Raw genomic sequence first — 17,408 nt, forward strand, 5'->3', positions numbered from 1 at the left:
GGGCCGCAAGGTAACGTTAGAATTTCGTAATGATGCCCGGTTTTGTCACCGAACCAGCCCCTCAGGCCTTCCAGAAGCGCGGCGTGAACAGCACGACGATCATCAGCACTTCCAGCCTCCCCACCAGCATTCCGGCCGCCAGCAGCCATTTCGTCGTCTCCGGCACACTGGCAAAATTGCCGTTCGGGCCCAGTTCGGGGCTCAGCGCGGGCCCGACATTGGAAATCGCTGTCGCCGCCGCGCCCAGCGCGTCGAGCGGTTCGAGCCCGGTGAGAGAAAGCAGCACCGCAAGAATGAGAAAGCTGGCGAAATAGAGAAAGACGAAGCTTTGCACTGAGGTCGAAACGCTGTCGGGCAGGGGGCGGCCATTGTAACGCTTGATATAGACCATGGAGGGCAAGACGATCTGGCGGATATGCTGATAAAGGTCGCGGGCCAGCACCTGAAACCGGAAGATCTTGATGCCGCACGAAGTCGAGCCGGTGCAGCCGCCAATGAACATGATGACGAAAAACAGCGACACCGCCAGCGGCCCCCAGGCCGAAAAATCCGCAAGCCCGAACCCGCTGCCGGTCATCACCGACACCACGGAAAACAGCCCCTGCCGGAAGGCTGTTTCACCCCCGGCGATCCCGCCCGCCACCTGCACGCTTATGGCAATGAGCGTGGCAAAGGCCAGCAGTGCGAGAAAAAGGCGGACCTGTGAATCGCCGAAAAACTGCCGCACCGATCCTTGCATCACCCCGATATAGAGCACGAACGGCAGCGCGCCGAGCACCATGAACACCACCGACACATAGTGGATAGCCGGCTGCGCAAAAGCCCCCAGCGAGGCATCGCGGGTCGAAAATCCGCCGGTCGATACGGTCGAGAGCGCGTGCACCATGGCCTCGAACGGGTTCATCCCGGCCACCCAATACGCTGTGGCACAGGCTAATGTGAGAATGCCGTAGATGGTGGTCATCGCCATGGCGATCTGGGCGGCGGCAGGCAGGATTTTGTCCGGAGTTTCAAACGCTTCCGCCTTGAACATCTGCATTCCGCCCACTCGCAACATGGGCAGAACGGCAATCGCCATCACCACCACCCCCAGCCCGCCAAACCATTGCAGCAGGCCGCGCCACAGCAATATCCCGGGTGGGGCGGAATCGAGCGTAGTGATCACAGTCGCCCCGGTGGTGCTGATCCCGGACATGGCTTCGAAAACCGCATCGGAAACGCTCAGTCCAAGATCGGATATATAGAAGGGCAGGGCGCCGAACAGGGTCAGCACCAGCCAGATCAGCACCGTCATGAGAAACGCCTGGCGCAGGTTGAGGACCGCCTCGCCCCCGGTCGAAGCGCCCCACAATCCGGCCCCGGCGATTGTGGTGATCAGGGAGGAGACGAGAAACACCTGCCAGTCGGGGTGGCCGACGGCGAGGTCGGCCAGCGCGGGCAGCAGCATGGCCAATCCCAGCGCCGCCGTCAGCGCGCCAATGGCGGAAGCGATCGTGCGGAAATCCATCTGCCTGCCGTCACCCCAACACGTCCATCGACCCTACAGCAATGCGGATGACGAAGAAACGTTCGCGGTTGCTCTCCATGCCCGCGCTGCGGGATCAGAGCTGGTCGAACGCGTAAGCAAGATCGGCCAGAAGGTCATCCGCGTCTTCCAGCCCCACCGACAGTCGTAGCAGCCCGGGGGTGATGTCCATCTCGATCTGCTCGGCTTGGGAAAAACGCTGATGGGTGGTGGTCGCCGGGTGCGAGATGATCGATTTGGCATCGCCCAGATTGTTGGAAATCGCGACGATCGCCAGCGCATCGGCCACAGTGAACGCCGCTTCTTTGCCGCCCTTCGGTGTGAACGCCACCAGTGTCGATCCTCCGCTCATCTGGCGCTTGGCCAGTTCATATTGCGGATGGGAAGGATGGTATGGGTAATGCAGCGCCTCGATCTTTGGGTGGCTGGCAAGGAAATCGGCAATCCGCGCCGCGCTGTCGGTCATCGCCCTGACGCGTACGGCAAGCGTTTCAAGTCCCTTGAGCAACACCCAGGCGTTGAACGGGCTGATCGAAGGCCCGGTCTGGCGGATGATCGTATGGATATCAGCCTCGATCAGGTCGCGGTTGCCAAGGATGATGCCGCCCATGGCGCGCCCCTGGCCATCGATATGTTTGGTGGCCGAATAGGTGACCAGATCGGCCCCCAGCGCCAGCGGCTTTTGCCAGATCGGGGTGGCAAAGACGTTGTCGACGATCAGCACCGCGCCATGCGCATGGGCGATTTTGGCGACAGCTTCGATATCGACCAGATCCAGCGTTGGATTGGTCGGCGTTTCGATGAACACCACCTTGGTGTTGGGGCGCATGGCGCGGGCGAAGTTTTCCGGATCGCGGCCATCGACCAGCGTGGACTCCACCCCCCAGCGCGGCATGTAGGTCTCGACGACAAAACGACAGCCGCCGAACAGGGCGCGTGCCGCAACGATATGGTCGCCGCTGCGCACCTGGCTCATGACGGCGGTGGTTACCGCGGCCATTCCGGTGGCGGTGGCGCGGGCTGCCTCGGCCCCTTCGAGCAGGGCCATGCGCTGTTGGAACATCTCCACCGTGGGGTTGGAAAAGCGCGAATAGATGAAACCCGGTTCCTCGCCATTGAAGCGCGATTCCGCGCCTGCCGAGGTCGGATAGACATAGCCTGAATTGAAGAACAGCGCTTCCGAGGTCTCGCCGTGCTGGCTGCGCTCCATGCCCCCATGCACCAACATCGTCTGTGCCCGGCGGCGGGTGGGGTCTGCAAGCGGGTTGCCGGATTTGTCGGACATGGGAGTTCCTCGGAAAAGCAAAAAACCGGCGCGCATCGAGCGGCCGGTTCGAACTGGTCTCTTTAGCAGAAATACTTTTCCAAAAAGGCTGCCAGAAGACAGGTGTGCTGCCTGGTGGCGACCCGGTTGGAAATGTGAGCGGATACGAGCAAGAGAGTATCCGTGGTGGCCTGCAATCGGACCGGCCAAATCACCACCAACCGAATGTAAAAATTCGATCAGCGCTGACTTACTGCCAAATCGCCGTTGGCGTCAATCGCTTCGATTTGCTAAGCCGGGCCAAACACAATGCACGAGGGCGGCAGGGCAAATGAGCAACGCATGGCCAACCGGGATTTTTTCGGCCCGGCTGATCGATCAACTGGCGCAAGAGGGCGCAATTAGCGTCGGCAGGCCCTTCGACCCCGATCAGATTCAGCCTGCCAGTCTCGATCTGCGTCTGGGCCGGAAGGCGTTCCGGGTGCGCTCCAGTTTCCTGCCCGGCCCGGAAAAGACCGTTGCTGAACGGATCGAAACCCTCAAGCTGCACGAAATTGACCTCAGCGATGGCGCGGTGCTCGAACGCGGCTGCGTCTATATCGTGCCCCTGCTCGAAACCCTCGATCTGCCCGAAACGGTCAGCGCTTCCGCCAATCCAAAATCCTCGACGGGACGGCTCGATATCTTCACCCGGGTCATCACCGACAAGGCGCGCAGCTTCGACATCGTACCGGCCGGTTACAGTGGCGCGCTGTATCTTGAAATCTCGCCGCGCACCTTCCCCGTTCTGGTGCGCACCGGCTCGCGTCTGTCCCAGATGCGGTTCCGGGTTGGCGACGTTCGGCTTTCCGTCGCCGAGCACAAAGCCCTCCATGCCAGCCAGACGCTGGTGTTCGATCCCAACCTCGATGTCGGTGAGGGCGTGTCGCTCTCGATCGATCTGGAAGGCGAGGGCCGCGACGGGCTTATCGGGTTTCGCTCCAAGCGCCACACGGCGGTTGTCGATGTCGATCGTAAGGATGCCCTTGATGTGCTCGACTTCTGGGAGCCGCTGGTCAATCGCGGCTCGGGTGAGCTGATCCTCGATCCCGATGAATTCTACATCCTCGTTTCACGCGAGAGTGTGCATGTCCCGCCCGACTATGCTGCCGAGATGGTGCCGTTCGATCCGCTGGTCGGAGAGTTCCGGGTGCACTATGCCGGGTTCTTCGATCCCGGGTTTGGTCATTCGGCGGCAGGGGGGACAGGCTCGCGCGCCGTGCTCGAAGTGCGCAGTCGCGAGGTGCCGTTCCTGCTCGGTCACGGCCAGACCATCGGTCGGCTGATTTATGAGCGGATGGCCGAGCGGCCTGCCACCCTGTACGGCACGGAAATCGGATCCAACTATCAGGCCCAAAGCCTCAAACTTTCCAAGCATTTCAGGAATTATCCCTGATCTTCTCCCAAGGTTGGGAGCAAGGATGAGCAAAAAGGCCGGGTCTCCCCGGCCTTTTCGTTATCTTGTTACGCCCGGTTACTGCGCCGCAGCACGCGCAGTTTCGAGCCAGCCATCAACCTGGGCGCGGTTGTCCGCGATCCACTGGGCCGCCTGCGCTTCGATGTCATCATCGCCATCATTCATCGCAGCGTTCTGCGCATAAACGTCGGTGATCGGGATTTCGACCGCTTCGAGAAGGGCCCTAACCGCCGGATTTTCATCGAGAAATGCGGTGTTTGCGACCGCATCGATCGTGTTGGCGGGGAAGCCCAGCATGCACGGATCATTGACGCAACCTTCGACACCGCTGCGGGTCGCCGCATCGACAAGGTCCGCCATATCGTCAGGCAGGCTCACTTCCGGCACCTCGATCCAGACGACATCCTCGCCCGGGATCAACTCGTTGACGGTCCAGTTCGGCGTCCATGTATAAAACAGGATCGGACTCCCGGTCTCATACGCCGCCACCGCGTCCGCCATGGCCGAAGCGTAGCCCGCCTTGATGGGATTGATATGTGAATCAAGGTCATAGGCCTCGAAGTGATGCTCGATTGTCAGCTCGCATCCCCAGCCCGGCGGGCAGGCAACGAGATCGGCACGGCCATCCCCATCGCGGTCGAACGCGGCCTTGACGTCATCACGCTTGAAATCGTCGAGCGACGTAATCCCGAATTCCTCTGCGGAAGCAGCGTCAACGAGATAACCTTCGAGAGCGCCGCCCGAAACCACCGGCCCGATGATTTCGGCACTGCCTTCAAAAGCATGGGTGTAGGTATTGTGAATCGGGAACCATCCATCGACCCAGAGCGTCACATCCCCATAGCCCACCGACTGATAGAAAGCCGGATTGTCGAGGGTGAGCGGGGCGTTGATCGAATAGCCCAGTTCCTCGAACATCTGCTTGAAGATTTCGGTCTGAAACCAGCCCGTGTCCCAGGTCGGCTGCGCCATGATCATCGAGACGCCCGCACCGGGCTGGTCCTGTGCAATCGCAGCGACGGGTGCAGTGCTCACAAGAGCGGCTGCGGACAGGGTTGTCAGGAGTTTTTTGAGACTGAACATGATGTTTTTGTCTCCTTTTCTTTTGGTTCTCATATGGACGGGATAATCCCGCCATGCGAAGGCCGGCGCCAAGGCGCGGGCGACAGAGGCGACGGCCAAAGGCCGCCGCATCATTGAAAAGGCCGAAGAAAGCCCGGTTTTCCAGTGCGTTAGCGTCAGCTTGCCTTGCGGGCCTCGGCGACGGGCACATGCGTACCCTTGAGCCGGAACAGGTTGGACAGCACAGCGCGGAACGATACCGTCTGGGCCTGGTTCTGTTCGCCCAGTCCCTGCGTGATCCGGTCGAGCACGATGGCAAGGATGACGATGCCGACGCCACCAGCTGTTGCTCCGCCGACATCAAGGCGTCCCAGCCCGGTGTTGACCACCAGTCCCAGACCACCCGCGCCGATCAGCGCGGCGATCACCACCATCGACAGCGCCAGCATCAGCGTCTGATTGAGCCCGGCCATGATTGTGCGCAGCGCCAGCGGGAATTGCAGGTCCGTCAGCATCTGCCATCCGGTCGAGCCGAACGCTTGCGCGGCTTCGATCAGGTCGCCGCGAACATTGCGGATGCCCAGATTGGTCAGCCGGATGATCGGGGGCAACGCAAAGATGATGGTCGCGATGATACCCGGGGCCATGCCGACGCCGAACAGCATCACGATGGGCACCAGATAGACGAAGGAGGGGATGGTCTGCATGATGTCGAGCACAGGGCGCAGAACCTTCCACACCATATCGCTGCGGGCAGCCAGAATACCGGCCGGAATGCCGATCACGGCGCAGAACAGCACCGAGGTGATGATCATGGCCAGCGTGGTCATCGTATGCGGCCACAACCCGATCATGTCGATGAACGCAAAGCCCACCAGGGTGAAGATCGCCATGGCGCGCCCGGCCCACTTCCAGGCCGCCAGCGCGAAAACGCCGGTGGTCACAACCATGGGCACCGCATTGAAGAAATAATCGAGCCAGTTCAGCACCAGCGTGATCGGCACCTGGGCAGCCCTGAATGCAGGGCGGAAATTAGGCACGAGCCATCCGCGTACGAAGCCATTGATCCAGTCGTCGAACGGGAGGACGAGGAGGTCGCCAGGACTAAGCATCTTCGCGCTCCTTTGTTTTCGGTGTTTCAAGGGAGGCGGCGGCGTCATCATCTTCGGACGGACACTCGGCGTCAGTCTCGCAATCGCCGGAAAGCTGGGCGAATACCGCCTCCGGTTCGACGACGCCAACCAATCGGTCGCGATCGTCGGTCACTGCGATAGGTAATCCGCCGCTCGCCGCGCCATAAAGCTCATTGAGCTGCGCGTCGGCATCGACAGTGGGGTAGTCGGTGATCATCACCTCTTCGAGCACCGGGTTCGGAGTAGCCTCGTCCAGCGTCGCGGCGGCGAGGTCCTGATAGGTAACCACCCCGGCGATGTTGTCCTTGTCGTCGACCACGTAGAGCGCGTTGCGATTGAGGTCTTCCATTGCGCGCATGGCATCTTCAGCGTTGTCCGAGCCCAGTTTCATCGCAGCGGGGTCGTTGGAGACATCTTCCGCCGTAAACACCCGGCCACGGTCGATATCGGCGACAAACGCCGCCACATAGTCGTCAGCCGGATTGGAAACGATCTCTTGCGCCGTTCCGACCTGCACAAAGCGCCCATCCTTCATGATGGCGATCTTGTCGCCCAGCAGCAGGGCCTCGTTGAGGTCGTGGGTGATGAAAACGATGGTTTTCTTGAGTGACTTTTGCAGGACCAGCAGTTCGTCCTGCATTTCACGCCGGATCAGCGGATCGAGCGCGCCGAACGGCTCGTCCATGAGCAGAACTTCCGGCTCGGTCGCGAGGCCCCGGGCGAGGCCGACCCGCTGCTGCATGCCGCCCGACAACTCTGAAGGCAGGCTGTCCGCCCACGCGGTAAGTCCCACCTGTTCGAGGGCCTTGAGCGCTTTTTCGCGGCGCTCGTCCCGCTTCATGCCCTTGACCCGCAGGCCATAGGCAGCGTTTTCCGCCACCGTCCAATGCGGGAAGAGGGCGAAATGCTGGAACACCATGGCGATCTTGTCGCGCCGGATGTCGCGCAACTGGCGACGTCCGCAGCTGGCGACGTCTTCGCTATCAATGAGGATCGCGCCCGACGTCGGGGCGATCAACCCGTTGAGCATCCGCACCAGGGTGGATTTGCCGGATCCCGAGAGTCCCATGACGACGAAGATTTCGCCTTCGCCGACATCGAAGCTCGCATCCTGCACGCCGACCGTGGCGCCCGTGGATTCGAGGATTTCCTCTTTAGTCTTGCCCTCGGCGAGCTGCTGGAGAGCGGCTTCTGTCCTTTCGCCAAAGATCTTGAAAACGTTTCGTACCGCTAACTTGACAGGCATGAGCCCCTTTCTTGACAATTTGACCACGAAGATTGTAAATATACATTTGTATTCACTCTGTTCTTCTGAGCATAGAAATTTCCGGGCCACAGATGATTTATCATTCTGGCCGGAATCGACGTGGTCGTGAGTTGTTAACGGAAGATAATAGGGCGACGGGGCGGTGAGATCAACCGGAGGAGTTCGATTTTTTGCCGCAATTCGTGATATCAGATCACGGAATGGCAATCCGAATTGGCTCGAAACCGCTGGTATGACTGGGATTCGTCGGATTAATATGGTGCCGCTCGTTCGGTGCATTTGGCTGTGCGGATCGGGCGCGATGGCTTGACGGTCGCACGATTTTGCCGCAAAAACTTCTCCTCCGCACCGGAGTCGGCGGGTGTAGCTCAATGGTAGAGCAGAAGCTTCCCAAGCTTACGACGAGGGTTCGATTCCCTTCACCCGCTCCATTTCCTCACCCTCTCCCGTACTCAATTACGCCGGACTCCCTGCAAACGGGGCTGCCGTTGTTGTCGTTGCGGGAATAAAAAAGGGCCAGTCAAATGACCGGCCCTTTTTTAAGTTGAGTGTGTTCAGAGTACTTCCGGCCAATAGAGTTTGGACGGATTGTCGACCAGCAGCTTTTGCAAGTGTTCGGCGGTCGGGGCGATGATCTTGAGAAGATTCACAAGCTCCCCGTCGTCCGGCATATGCTTTTTGATGTTGGGATGCGGCCAGTCGGTTCCCCACAATACGCGGTCAGGAAACCGTTCCACCAGCAATCGGCCGTAATCCGCTGCGTCATGAAACGGCGGTCCGGTGCGCGACAGGCGCTCCGAGCCACACACTTTCACCCAGAAGCGCTCGTCTTCCAGCAGGTCGAGCAGCAGGCGGAATGCCCTTTGCTCCACACCGGCGCTGGCGTCGATGCGGCCCATGTGATCGATGACGGTGACGATATCGAGGGCCTTGAGGAACGGCGCCAGGTCTTCGAGCCAATGGGAATCGAAGTGCACCACGATGTGCCAGCCCAGCGGTTTGATCTTCTCGACGATCTCGCGCACCGCGTCCTTGTCTGCAGCGTCGCCCAGATGGGCGACGAAGTTGAAGCGGACACCGCGCACTCCTGCTGCGTCGAGCGCCTCCAGCTCAGCGGAGGTCACGTCACGGTCGACCATGGCGATGCCGCGATAATTGCCGTTTCCGGCTTCGAGGGCATCGACCATGGCGGCATTGTCCGTACCATGGCAGCTCGCCTGAACGATCACCGAACGGGACAGTCCCAGATGCCGGTGCAGGGCGAACAATTTATCCTTGGGAGCATCGTCAGGCCGGTAGGTGGCTGCCGAAGAGTAAGGAAAGACGTCGCCTGGCCCAAAGACGTGGCAATGGGCGTCGCACGCCCCCTCAGGGAGGGCGATGGCTGGCTTGCTGGGAGTGGGGCAGGGGGGGAGGGATGGAGCGGACATAGTCTTTTTATGCTTGAGCCTGGTTTTTTGCCTGGAAAGAAACCTTCGGGGCCGTATTCAGCACGCGCCAGAGGACGCCCCCGAGGATGATGAAGCCGGCGGCACGGGCCACGAGCGTGGTTGGGTCGACGGCATCCACCGGGCTCGGCCACAAGAGAAGGCCCGATCCGACGAAGATGATGCCCCGTTCCATCCAGCTCAGGGGACGAACAAACCAACCCGAAAACGCGATGGACAGGGTAATAATGCCGACTGTTGCGAGCGGGATGGCGAGCCAGATCTGCACAGCGCCGTCTCGGAAGAGCAGGCCCGGCATGGTGACGAACATGAACGGCACCAACAGCTTCACAAAGCCCAGTCGGATCGATTCCACCGCTGTCGCATTGGCGTCGGCACCTGAGATCGATGCGGCTGCATATGCGGCCAGTGCAACCGGCGGCGTGATGGCCGAGACAAGTCCAAAGTAGAAAATGAACATGTGAGCCACGATCGGGTCGACGCCCAGCCGGATCAGGGCCGGCGCAACCAGCACGGCCAGAAGCAGGTAAGCTGCCGAGGTGGGCAGGCCCATGCCGAGGACGAAGGCGGCAAACGCAGCCAGCAGCAGGATGAGCCAGAGATTGGTGCCACCGATTTCGACAATCAGGCTCGAAACCATCAGGCCCATGCCGGTGAGGTTGAGGACACCAATGACCGCCCCAGCTGCGGCGACAGCGGCCACGATGGGCAGCGTCGACATTAGCGTGCCACGGCAGACCCCGAGCAGATCGACGAGGCCGACCCGGGTCTCCTTGCGCCACGGGCTCAGGAACAGGGCAAAGACGATGCAATACACAGCGGCCTTGGTCGGGGTGGTGCCGGCAACCATCATGCCGATGAGTCCGATGATCGGGAGCAGCAGATAACCCTGCTTGAGCAACGTTTCCTTGAGCAGCTTCAGCCCGCCCCCGGTGTCACGCTCCAGATTGAGCCGGCCCGCTTCGAGGCGCACCGAAATCATCAGGGCCATGACATAGAGAAGGCCCGGAATCAGCCCCGCGAGCGCGATCTGCGCGTACGGAACCCCGACGATCTCGGCCATCAGAAACGCTGCTGCGCCCATGATCGGCGGCAGAATCTGCCCGGCAGACGATGACGCGGCTTCGATTGCGCCCGCAGTCTTGGCGGAAAAGCCGGTGCGGCGCATCAGCGGGATAGTGAAATTGCCGGTGGTCACCACGTTGGCGACGGCGCTGCCGTTGATGGTCCCCAGCATGGCGCTGGCGAGCGTGGCCGACAGTCCGGCTCCGCCCTGAACCCGCCCGGTGATGCCGCGGGCGATATTGACGAACACTTCGCCCGTGCCGATGCGCATGAGCAACATGCCCAGAAACGCAAACAGGAAAATGTATTCGACGGCAACGCCCATCGGGACGCCGTAAAAGCCTTCGGTCGAGAGAAACAGCGTCGAGGCAAGCCGGGAGATATCATATCCCCCGTGTCCGTAGCGCCCTTCGATCAGATAGCCGAAATAGGCATAGGCAAGCCCAAGGACGCTCAGGATGAGCAGCGACCAGCCGAGCGTAAGCCGGACCAGCAGCAGCACCACAAAGAGCGTTGCGAGGAACATGATTTCATCAAGCGGGGTCGCGATGGCACCACGCATGATGATGTCGAAATACGACTGCCAGAGATAGGGTCCAGGCAGGAGGGCAACAAGAGCGACGAGATAGAGCGCGCCCCGAAGCCATGGCGATCGCCGTTCGAGGGCGACCGCCATGAGCCCGGCCGATGCTACCACCGAAAAGAACAGCGAGCGCAACAGCAGCGCGGTGATGCCGCCATAGAAGGCGCCGTAGAGAACGAGCGCGGCGGCGATGACCGCGAACCCGACATAAAGGGTGGAGACGACTGTCGCCTCCCGATTGCCGGCTTGTGCGGAAGGCAGCCGCAGTGCACTGAGTTTTTCGAGCATGGTCGGGCCTGTGATTTCGGCTACTGGGCCTGTTCGTTAAAGTAGAGCTGAGCGCCCTGATGCAGCGGGATCGGCGTGTTCACACCGGTTTCGATGCTGATGTTGCCAGCTTCCGGATGGACCTGGGCCAGTTCGTCGAGATTGTCGAAGATGGCTTTGGTGATGGCGTAAACTGTTTCATCGGACTCGAAATGGCTCGTGAACAGCGTTGCCGGATCATTGATGGCCAGGACCGGTTCATCCTGGTCGGGATAGGTACCAGCAGGCATTTCGTACGCCTGATAGAACGGGTATTCAGCGATCAGCGGGGCGATGGTTTCCTCATCAACGGGGAGAAGCACCATCTTGCGCTGGGCGCCCAGATCGATCAGGGCAGCGGTCGGTGCGCCAGCCAGAACGACAGTCGCGTCGATCTGTTCGTTCATCAGCGCGTTGGTTCCTTCGGTATAGGAAAGGAACTGAACGTTGCCCGGATTGAACACGCCGTAGGCTTCAAGCAACCGCTGCATCAGGACAGCCGAGTTCGAGCCCGGAGGGCCGAGGTTGACGCGCTTGCCAGCCAGATCGGCCATCGAGGTGATGCCGGTGTTGGCGGTCGTCGCGATCTGCAGGATGGCAGGGTAAAGATAGGCCATCGCAGCGACCGGCAGGGCCTCTTCGAACGGCCCTTCGCCAACGCTGGCTTCATAAAGCGTGGACGACGAGGAGAAACCGAACGTCATCTGTCCTGCCGTCACGCGACGGATGTTTTCGATCGACGCGCCAGTGACTTCGGCACGCGCGAAGGCATTGTCCATGTGCTGGTTGAGCACTTCGGCCATGCCGGCCCCGATCACGTAGAACAGGCCGCCGGTTCCGCCGGTGCCGATGGAGATGCGCTCTTGGGCATGGACGGGCGCGGCCATCAGGCCGAGCGCGATCCCGGCGCTTGTGAGCAGTTTGGTCAAAGTCATGTGAAGGAAGCCTCCCGATTGAAACAAACGCGGAAATTCAAACCGCGATTTTGGACCGCTCCAGGCGGTCCGTGTTGGCCAGATCCCGGAAGCTCGCAAAGCTTGCCGCCACGATCTGGTTGACCGCCCTGTCGCGGTCATACCCGTCGACCTCGCCATCAGACAGGCGAGTGACGCGTTCTGGATTGGCCAGCGCGTAATAGAGTGCGCCGAGCAGAAATTGGCTGCGCCACACGAGACCTTCCTTGTCGGCTCCCGGGACGCATTCGGCGATGGCCTCCAAAAAGGCGCGGCTGGTCGTGTCGAAAGCCCCGGCGATAATGGCGCGGGCATCGTCGTTGCCCTCGGCGGAGAACACCGCCCGCATCCGGGTGAATTCCGCGCCGCCGCCGTCATGATCGGACGAGGTGGAAAAGGCCGGCAGCACATAGGCGCGCAAAACCGCCATCAGGCGTTCATCGACGTCCTGTATGCGCCGCGCCTCGCCCAGAAGTTCCAGGCGGCGATTGTTCATCGGCTCGGTGTGCCGCTTGTAGATTTCGCGCACGAGCCCGGCCTTCGACCCGAAATGATAGGTGAGGCTGCCCACATTGGCGTCTGCGGCCTTGGCGATGGCCCGCAGCGATACAGCATTGTAGCCGTTCGAGGAAAACAGTTTGACGGCCGCTGCCAGCAGCGCCTCGCGCACATTACCCCGTGACATGAATGGCCTCCGAAATCGTACAGTCGTACGCATTATTTGTACAACTGTATAAATTCCTTGTGCGAGTCAACGCCAAAAACAAATCCCGGGACACCTTCCGTGCAACCGGGGCCCGTCTCGATCGTTATCTGAACACGCCCAGGAAAAGAGCGCCCATCTGTTTCAATCGGAAAAGCAAGGGGCTCTGAGGAGCACGACAATGGCGAAGAAATCCCGTGAAAAAGCCGTAGCCTTCGATCGCGCCCGTGTGCCTGGCCCCAGGGAATCGCAAATCCAGGTGCGCGATGCCGGGGTTGCGGCGACACGAGATGACCAGCAGGATTGGGATGACGTGGACGAGGCTGCGGACGAAACGTTTCCCGCTTCCGATGCCACGGCGAAATATTGAGAGCGAGCCTCAATTTGTGCGCGCCGATGGTGTAGCCGAGATTGGCGCGATATCGAGCGCATCCGACAGGGCGTGGGACGCCACCGACACACAAGCGAGAAAAAAGGACACAGCATGACCCAGGCAAAACAGGGCGATACTGTGCGTATTCATTATACGGGCCGCCTCACTGACGGCACCGAATTCGATTCATCGTCCGGTCGCGACCCTTTGGAATTCCAGGTCGGCTCCGGCCAGATCATCAAGGGTCTCGACGAAAAGGTCCAAGGCATGCGGGTGGGCGACAAGGACACGGTGACCATTCCCGCCGATGACGCCTATGGTCCGCATCGTCCTGAAGGCATCCAGAGCGTGCCGCGCGACCAGATTCCCGAAGGGGTCGATGTGTCGGTCGGAGCCTTGTTGCAGGCCACCGGCGGTGATGGCAGCACGATGACCCTGACCGTGATCGAGGCTGCCGACGACACTATAACGGTCGACGCCAACCACCCTCTGGCTGGCAAGGACCTGGTGTTCGACGTTGAACTGGTCGAGGTGCTGTAACAAGTCTTGCAGCCGGCCTCGATACAATGGCCCGGCGGCCCTGTCCTTTAGAAAAAATCCAGCCAGCGTGGGTATCGCGTTCACGCCCTATGCTCGTTCAGCCTTTGCGAGGGAATTTTCCTTACAAGGGATGAAGGGCTCGTACACTCGGGCATCTGGGAACTCAGGGCAGGCACACAATGAGTATCGCCACGGGAACCGATCGCGCCGGCACGGCCCGGGTCGATAATCCGGTTATGAAACTGCACGACAGCATCGCTTCTGCGCAGTCTGCGTGGCGCAAACTCGAAGCGGAGGGTGTTTGCACGCCCTATCAGCGCCTGGGCTGGGTCGAGGCCTATCTCGCTTCCGGTTTTGCGCCCCCGCGCCCGATTTCCGTGATGGAAATCCTCGCGGGCGATAAGCCGATAGCGGTGTTTCCCTTTGAAATCACGCGCCGCTTCGGGGTGCGGATTGCCCAAATCATCGGCATGGAGATTTCCAACGGCGACGCCCCCCTGTTCGATCGTGACCATGCGAGATTGCTCACGCCCGACGCGCTGCGCCAATGGTTTGCTCAACTTCCCGCGGATATGGTCAATTTCCACTGCGTGGCCCCCCGCATCGGGCCGGACGCCAATCCGCTGGCCGCGCTGGGGGGGAGTGTCGCCCCCGATCACTTCTATATCAACGACATCGAGGCTGGCGCCGCGCCCTTTTTCGAGCAATCCCTGCCCCATAAAAGGCGCTCCAATATCCGCAGGTCCTTCCGGCGGCTCGGCGAGACATTTGGACCCGTGCGGCTCCACAGGGCACAGACGGAAGCAGAGGTCGATGCAGTGCTCGCCGTGTTTCTGGATCAGCGCGAGCGACGCTTTGCCAAGATGGGGGTCGAGAACGTCTTTGCGCAGCCCGCGTTCCGGCGGTTTTTCCGAACGCTGGCCGTCGAGGGGCTTGGCCACAAGCGGCCGTCGATCAGTTTCGATGCGCTGTACGCGGGGGACCGGATCGTCGCGACCAGCGTGGGCACCTACGGCCCGCACCATTATTCGCAATATATAAATTCGACCGAGTCCGGGGACGCCTCGCGCTATTCCCTGATGGGGGTGACCTTGTCGCTGCTGGTCGATGAATTGAGGGCCGACGAGGTCACCAGTCTTGATATGGGATTGGGTGATTTCGACTATAAGGCCGACTGGACCCACAAGCAGGAAGTGTACGATATCGTGCTGCCGATCTCCCTTGCGGGGCGGGCGGCTGCTCCGGCCATCCGCGGCGCACGGTCGCTCAAGCGCAGGATCAAGCAGACACCAGCGCTCTGGAATGCGGCGCGCGCGGTGCGTCGGGCGGTTGCATCTGCACGAAAGCGTCCGGGGGCATCAAAGGCCCAGGAAAAATAGACCGTACCAGATAAGCGCCGCCGCCGGGAGCGGGATGAGAAGGCGCATCACCCATGTTATCCAGAAGCTTTGCGCACCGGATGTCACGATCACCGTTACGGTCAGCCCCAGGCAATAGAGCATGCCCGCGATGAACGCGGATAAAGGAACGTATTCCAGAACATGCGTCGTGGTAAGAACCAGCGACAGTACTATTCCTATAGCTCCTGCGAGAATCAGGAACAGGATCCAGGGCGACAATCTCCACCCGCTCTTTTTAACAAAGGTCTGATCCCGGGTGGAAGCCGGGTCATCCTTTTCCATCTGATAGCTCGCGCTGGCGAGCATGAGGGAGTTCTTGGTCACGTTGAGATACTAACCCGTCGCGGGCAGGATATCGTCAGTATCATACATAGAGAATATACTGGCTATAAGGATACTTTCGTATCCCGTGCGGCCTGTCCCTCAGAGACCCACTCACTAGGCGCGTGGCGCACCGCCTGCTTGGCAAGCCCCCGATGCTCAGTCTTGGACCAGTAATAGGGCCGGAAGAGCAGTTCGTAACAAGCGCGCATCATCGCGTACCATGCAAGCAGCCAATAGAGCGGCAGCCCGACGACAGAGGGCATGAGGTCAGGACGATCAATACGCTGCAGCCCGATGATGCTGACTGCCGCCGCTCCGCCATATCCGAGGAGCAGCGCCATCAGTCCGGCAAGAGTCCAAAAGCCAGGTGCGCCGAACGCAGCCAGCTCGTAGGCCAGTCTCCCCAGCGTTGAGATCAGGAACAACCCGTGCGCGGCAAGCGAGAGAATCATGCCGCCGACGAAGACATAAAAGGCGAGTAGGCTTGCCCAGCCCAGATCGGCCCGAAGCCTGGCGGGCCGGGCCGAATGGACGAGCAGCGTCTGCACCCAGCCCTTGATCCAACGAGAGCGCTGGCGGATCCAGTTGTCGATCGTATCGGGGGCTTCTTCCCAGGTGCTGGTCGCCAGACTTTCGACCCGCAGGTTGAGGCGGGCCATCCGAATTCCCAAATCCGCGTCTTCGGTCACATTGAAGGCGTCCCAGGCGCCGATCCGGCGCAGGGTGGCCGTGCGGAAATGGTTGGAGGTGCCTCCCAACGGCATGGGAAACCCTGCCCGACCGACCGCTGGCAGGAAAACACCGAAATGGCCCGCATATTCCCCGGCGAACATGCGGGTGATCCAGCCACGCGAAGCGTTGTTGATGATCAGTTCCCCTTGCAGGCATTCAAGGCTGGGTTCGGCAGCAAACAGGCTGGCCGCAGCCCGCAATTGCCCCGGCTCCGGCAGGTCTTCGGCATCATAAACCACCACATGCTCTCCCCGCGCCAGCGGCAGGGCGAAGTTGAGTGCCTTTGGCTTGGTGAAGGGACGGTGGCGGGGGACGACGACAAGGGAAAAACGCCTGTCGCCCAATATCGAGCGAACCGCGGTCACGGTTCGCGGGCTGGCGCTTTCGACCACGAATTTGATGTCGAGCTTTTCGGGTGGATAGTCCAGCCTGCGCATGGCTTTGGCCAGTTGCGGCACCATATGGGCTTCGTCGCGCAGCGGGATGAGGATGGTGTAGAGCGGCAGCGCCCGGTCCGGCAGCAGGGAGGCGGGCGACAGCGGGCGATTGCGCCCATACGTCATCGCCGCCCAGAGGCGGAACACCGAAGGCGCGGCCAGGATCAAGGTCACGGCCATCAGGACATAGGGATAGATGAACAGGGCCGGGGTCAGGGTTGCGATGAGGATCGCCGCCATCGCCGCGACAAAGCCGACCCGCGTGTGCAGCGGCAGGTCAAGATGGGCGCTGGCCAGGGGGAAGCGACGCGCCAGGCGTTGCAGGGCATTGGTGATCAGCAGGTCCGAATTGGCCGCTGCAAGTCCGGCCTCTAGTGTCGCCGGCGAGACAATGCACAGCTTTTTGCGCAGGGTCTCATCCTTGTCGAGATGGGCCGACAGCGCCGCCACATGATGAAAATTGGGGGCGAGGAACAGCATTTCCTGCTGCCCCACCATTCCCCGCACCGACCGAAGGCCGCTCAGCACGTCCAGATCGATGCTCGCATCAAAAGGTTTGAGAAACGGGGCAATATCAATGAAATGCGCAAGGCCGAGCAAGCGGGACGCTTCACGATACGGCAACTCCCTGTCATGGGGATCGAGGCCAGCGAGCACCAGCATCGGATCGACCCCAAGCTGGTGCGCCCGGTCGAGCACGGCAGCGGCCTGATGCCGAGGCCAATCCGGCAGCGCGACCAGCGCTCTTGCAAGGTCGGTCGCGTCAAACGATTGCATGACGACTGGCCCCTCATTTCCCCGCCACACCCTACCAATTATCACGGCAATCAGCCATAA

The 17,408-nt window shown here is 60.9% G+C and carries 15 protein-coding genes and 1 tRNA gene; 5 read left to right on the forward strand and 11 right to left on the reverse strand.

The window, feature by feature from the left end; all coding sequences use genetic code 11:
* Positions 1 to 61: 61 nt before the first annotated feature.
* Both VNS12_RS12975 and metZ read right to left on the reverse strand, forming a co-directional pair.
* Entirely contained in the window at positions 62 to 1,507 is a 1,446-nt protein-coding gene (locus tag VNS12_RS12975) for a TrkH family potassium uptake protein (RefSeq protein ID WP_325488265.1), read from the reverse strand.
* A gap of 94 nt (positions 1,508 to 1,601) precedes the next feature.
* Positions 1,602 to 2,810 carry an O-succinylhomoserine sulfhydrylase gene (gene metZ, locus VNS12_RS12980; protein ID WP_325488266.1) on the reverse strand — a complete coding sequence of 403 codons (1,209 nt, stop codon included), beginning with the start codon at positions 2,808 to 2,810 and terminating at the stop codon, positions 1,602 to 1,604.
* A gap of 310 nt (positions 2,811 to 3,120) precedes the next feature.
* Here metZ and VNS12_RS12985 point away from each other — a divergent pair, with 310 nt between their 5' ends.
* Complete coding sequence (locus tag VNS12_RS12985; RefSeq protein ID WP_325488267.1) at positions 3,121 to 4,224, forward strand: 2'-deoxycytidine 5'-triphosphate deaminase; 1,104 nt, start codon at positions 3,121 to 3,123, stop codon at positions 4,222 to 4,224.
* A gap of 78 nt (positions 4,225 to 4,302) precedes the next feature.
* Here the strand turns inward: VNS12_RS12985 and proX are convergent, their stop codons facing one another.
* The 3 genes from proX to VNS12_RS13000 form a co-directional block, all read right to left on the reverse strand.
* Positions 4,303 to 5,328: a glycine betaine/L-proline ABC transporter substrate-binding protein ProX gene (proX, locus tag VNS12_RS12990; RefSeq protein WP_325488268.1), complete on the reverse strand. Its 1,026-nt coding sequence runs from the start codon at positions 5,326 to 5,328 to the stop codon at positions 4,303 to 4,305.
* Positions 5,329 to 5,483: 155 nt separating this feature from the next.
* On the reverse strand, positions 5,484 to 6,419 hold the full coding sequence (locus VNS12_RS12995; protein WP_325488269.1) for an ABC transporter permease: 936 nt from the start codon (positions 6,417 to 6,419) through the stop codon (positions 5,484 to 5,486).
* Positions 6,412 to 7,686 (reverse strand): quaternary amine ABC transporter ATP-binding protein, encoded by a 1,275-nt coding sequence (locus VNS12_RS13000; RefSeq protein ID WP_325488270.1) that lies wholly within the window; start codon positions 7,684 to 7,686, stop codon positions 6,412 to 6,414. Before VNS12_RS13000 ends, VNS12_RS12995 begins: the two co-directional genes overlap by 8 nt.
* A gap of 378 nt (positions 7,687 to 8,064) precedes the next feature.
* On the opposite strand from VNS12_RS13000, the gene VNS12_RS13005 reads away from it, so the two are divergent.
* A tRNA-Gly gene (locus VNS12_RS13005) sits at positions 8,065 to 8,138 on the forward strand.
* A gap of 123 nt (positions 8,139 to 8,261) precedes the next feature.
* Here VNS12_RS13005 and VNS12_RS13010 read toward each other — a convergent pair.
* From VNS12_RS13010 to VNS12_RS13025, 4 genes are read right to left on the reverse strand one after another with little or no spacing between them, the layout of a single operon-like run.
* Entirely contained in the window at positions 8,262 to 9,137 is an 876-nt protein-coding gene (locus tag VNS12_RS13010; protein WP_325488271.1) for an amidohydrolase family protein, read from the reverse strand.
* Between the two features lie 7 nt (positions 9,138 to 9,144).
* The gene (locus tag VNS12_RS13015) at positions 9,145 to 11,091 is read right to left on the reverse strand and encodes a TRAP transporter permease (RefSeq protein WP_325488272.1); all 1,947 of its coding nucleotides are present in this window, start codon (positions 11,089 to 11,091) and stop codon (positions 9,145 to 9,147) included.
* Between the two features lie 20 nt (positions 11,092 to 11,111).
* Positions 11,112 to 12,044, reverse strand: a complete 933-nt coding sequence (locus VNS12_RS13020) for a TAXI family TRAP transporter solute-binding subunit (protein ID WP_325488273.1) — start codon at positions 12,042 to 12,044, stop codon at positions 11,112 to 11,114.
* Between the two features lie 37 nt (positions 12,045 to 12,081).
* Positions 12,082 to 12,747, reverse strand: coding sequence for a TetR/AcrR family transcriptional regulator (locus VNS12_RS13025; RefSeq protein WP_325488274.1), 666 nt, complete (start codon positions 12,745 to 12,747; stop codon positions 12,082 to 12,084).
* Between the two features lie 199 nt (positions 12,748 to 12,946).
* Between VNS12_RS13025 and VNS12_RS13030 the strand changes: the two genes are divergently transcribed.
* From VNS12_RS13030 to VNS12_RS13040, 3 genes are all read left to right on the forward strand, one after another.
* Positions 12,947 to 13,135: a hypothetical protein gene (locus VNS12_RS13030; RefSeq protein WP_325488275.1), complete on the forward strand. Its 189-nt coding sequence runs from the start codon at positions 12,947 to 12,949 to the stop codon at positions 13,133 to 13,135.
* A 114-nt stretch (positions 13,136 to 13,249) separates the two neighbouring features.
* Positions 13,250 to 13,678 (forward strand): FKBP-type peptidyl-prolyl cis-trans isomerase, encoded by a 429-nt coding sequence (locus VNS12_RS13035; RefSeq protein WP_325488276.1) that lies wholly within the window; start codon positions 13,250 to 13,252, stop codon positions 13,676 to 13,678.
* 179 nt (positions 13,679 to 13,857) lie between these two features.
* Positions 13,858 to 15,057 carry a GNAT family N-acetyltransferase gene (locus VNS12_RS13040; protein WP_325488277.1) on the forward strand — a complete coding sequence of 400 codons (1,200 nt, stop codon included), beginning with the start codon at positions 13,858 to 13,860 and terminating at the stop codon, positions 15,055 to 15,057.
* Here the strand turns inward: VNS12_RS13040 and VNS12_RS13045 are convergent.
* Both VNS12_RS13045 and VNS12_RS13050 read right to left on the reverse strand, forming a co-directional pair.
* Positions 15,037 to 15,384: a hypothetical protein gene (locus tag VNS12_RS13045; RefSeq protein ID WP_325488278.1), complete on the reverse strand. Its 348-nt coding sequence runs from the start codon at positions 15,382 to 15,384 to the stop codon at positions 15,037 to 15,039. The genes VNS12_RS13040 and VNS12_RS13045 overlap by 21 nt on opposite strands.
* Positions 15,385 to 15,464: 80 nt before the next feature.
* Entirely contained in the window at positions 15,465 to 17,348 is a 1,884-nt protein-coding gene (locus tag VNS12_RS13050; protein ID WP_325488279.1) for a glycosyltransferase family 2 protein, read from the reverse strand.
* Between the last annotated feature and the right edge of the window lie 60 nt (positions 17,349 to 17,408).

The organism is Pelagibacterium sp. (assembly GCF_035555455.1).
In the GTDB taxonomy this organism is placed as follows: domain Bacteria; phylum Pseudomonadota; class Alphaproteobacteria; order Rhizobiales; family Devosiaceae; genus Pelagibacterium.

Bases quoted from the DNA above. Each gene is read 5' to 3' on its own strand.
- VNS12_RS13050 (WP_325488279.1), bottom strand. From the start codon at position 17,348: ATGCAATCGTTTGACGCGACCGACCTTGCAAGAGCGCTGGTCGCGCTG.
- VNS12_RS13040 (WP_325488277.1), top strand. From the start codon at position 13,858: ATGAGTATCGCCACGGGAACCGATCGCGCCGGCACGGCCCGGGTCGAT.
- proX (WP_325488268.1), bottom strand. From the start codon at position 5,328: ATGTTCAGTCTCAAAAAACTCCTGACAACCCTGTCCGCAGCCGCTCTT.
- VNS12_RS13035 (WP_325488276.1), top strand. From the start codon at position 13,250: ATGACCCAGGCAAAACAGGGCGATACTGTGCGTATTCATTATACGGGC.
- VNS12_RS12975 (WP_325488265.1), bottom strand. From the start codon at position 1,507: ATGGATTTCCGCACGATCGCTTCCGCCATTGGCGCGCTGACGGCGGCG.
- metZ (WP_325488266.1), bottom strand. From the start codon at position 2,810: ATGTCCGACAAATCCGGCAACCCGCTTGCAGACCCCACCCGCCGCCGG.
- VNS12_RS12985 (WP_325488267.1), top strand. From the start codon at position 3,121: ATGAGCAACGCATGGCCAACCGGGATTTTTTCGGCCCGGCTGATCGAT.
- VNS12_RS13025 (WP_325488274.1), bottom strand. From the start codon at position 12,747: ATGTCACGGGGTAATGTGCGCGAGGCGCTGCTGGCAGCGGCCGTCAAA.
- VNS12_RS13015 (WP_325488272.1), bottom strand. From the start codon at position 11,091: ATGCTCGAAAAACTCAGTGCACTGCGGCTGCCTTCCGCACAAGCCGGC.
- VNS12_RS13000 (WP_325488270.1), bottom strand. From the start codon at position 7,686: ATGCCTGTCAAGTTAGCGGTACGAAACGTTTTCAAGATCTTTGGCGAA.
- VNS12_RS13010 (WP_325488271.1), bottom strand. From the start codon at position 9,137: ATGTCCGCTCCATCCCTCCCCCCCTGCCCCACTCCCAGCAAGCCAGCC.
- VNS12_RS13030 (WP_325488275.1), top strand. From the start codon at position 12,947: ATGGCGAAGAAATCCCGTGAAAAAGCCGTAGCCTTCGATCGCGCCCGT.
- VNS12_RS12995 (WP_325488269.1), bottom strand. From the start codon at position 6,419: ATGCTTAGTCCTGGCGACCTCCTCGTCCTCCCGTTCGACGACTGGATC.
- VNS12_RS13020 (WP_325488273.1), bottom strand. From the start codon at position 12,044: ATGACTTTGACCAAACTGCTCACAAGCGCCGGGATCGCGCTCGGCCTG.
- VNS12_RS13045 (WP_325488278.1), bottom strand. From the start codon at position 15,384: ATGCTCGCCAGCGCGAGCTATCAGATGGAAAAGGATGACCCGGCTTCC.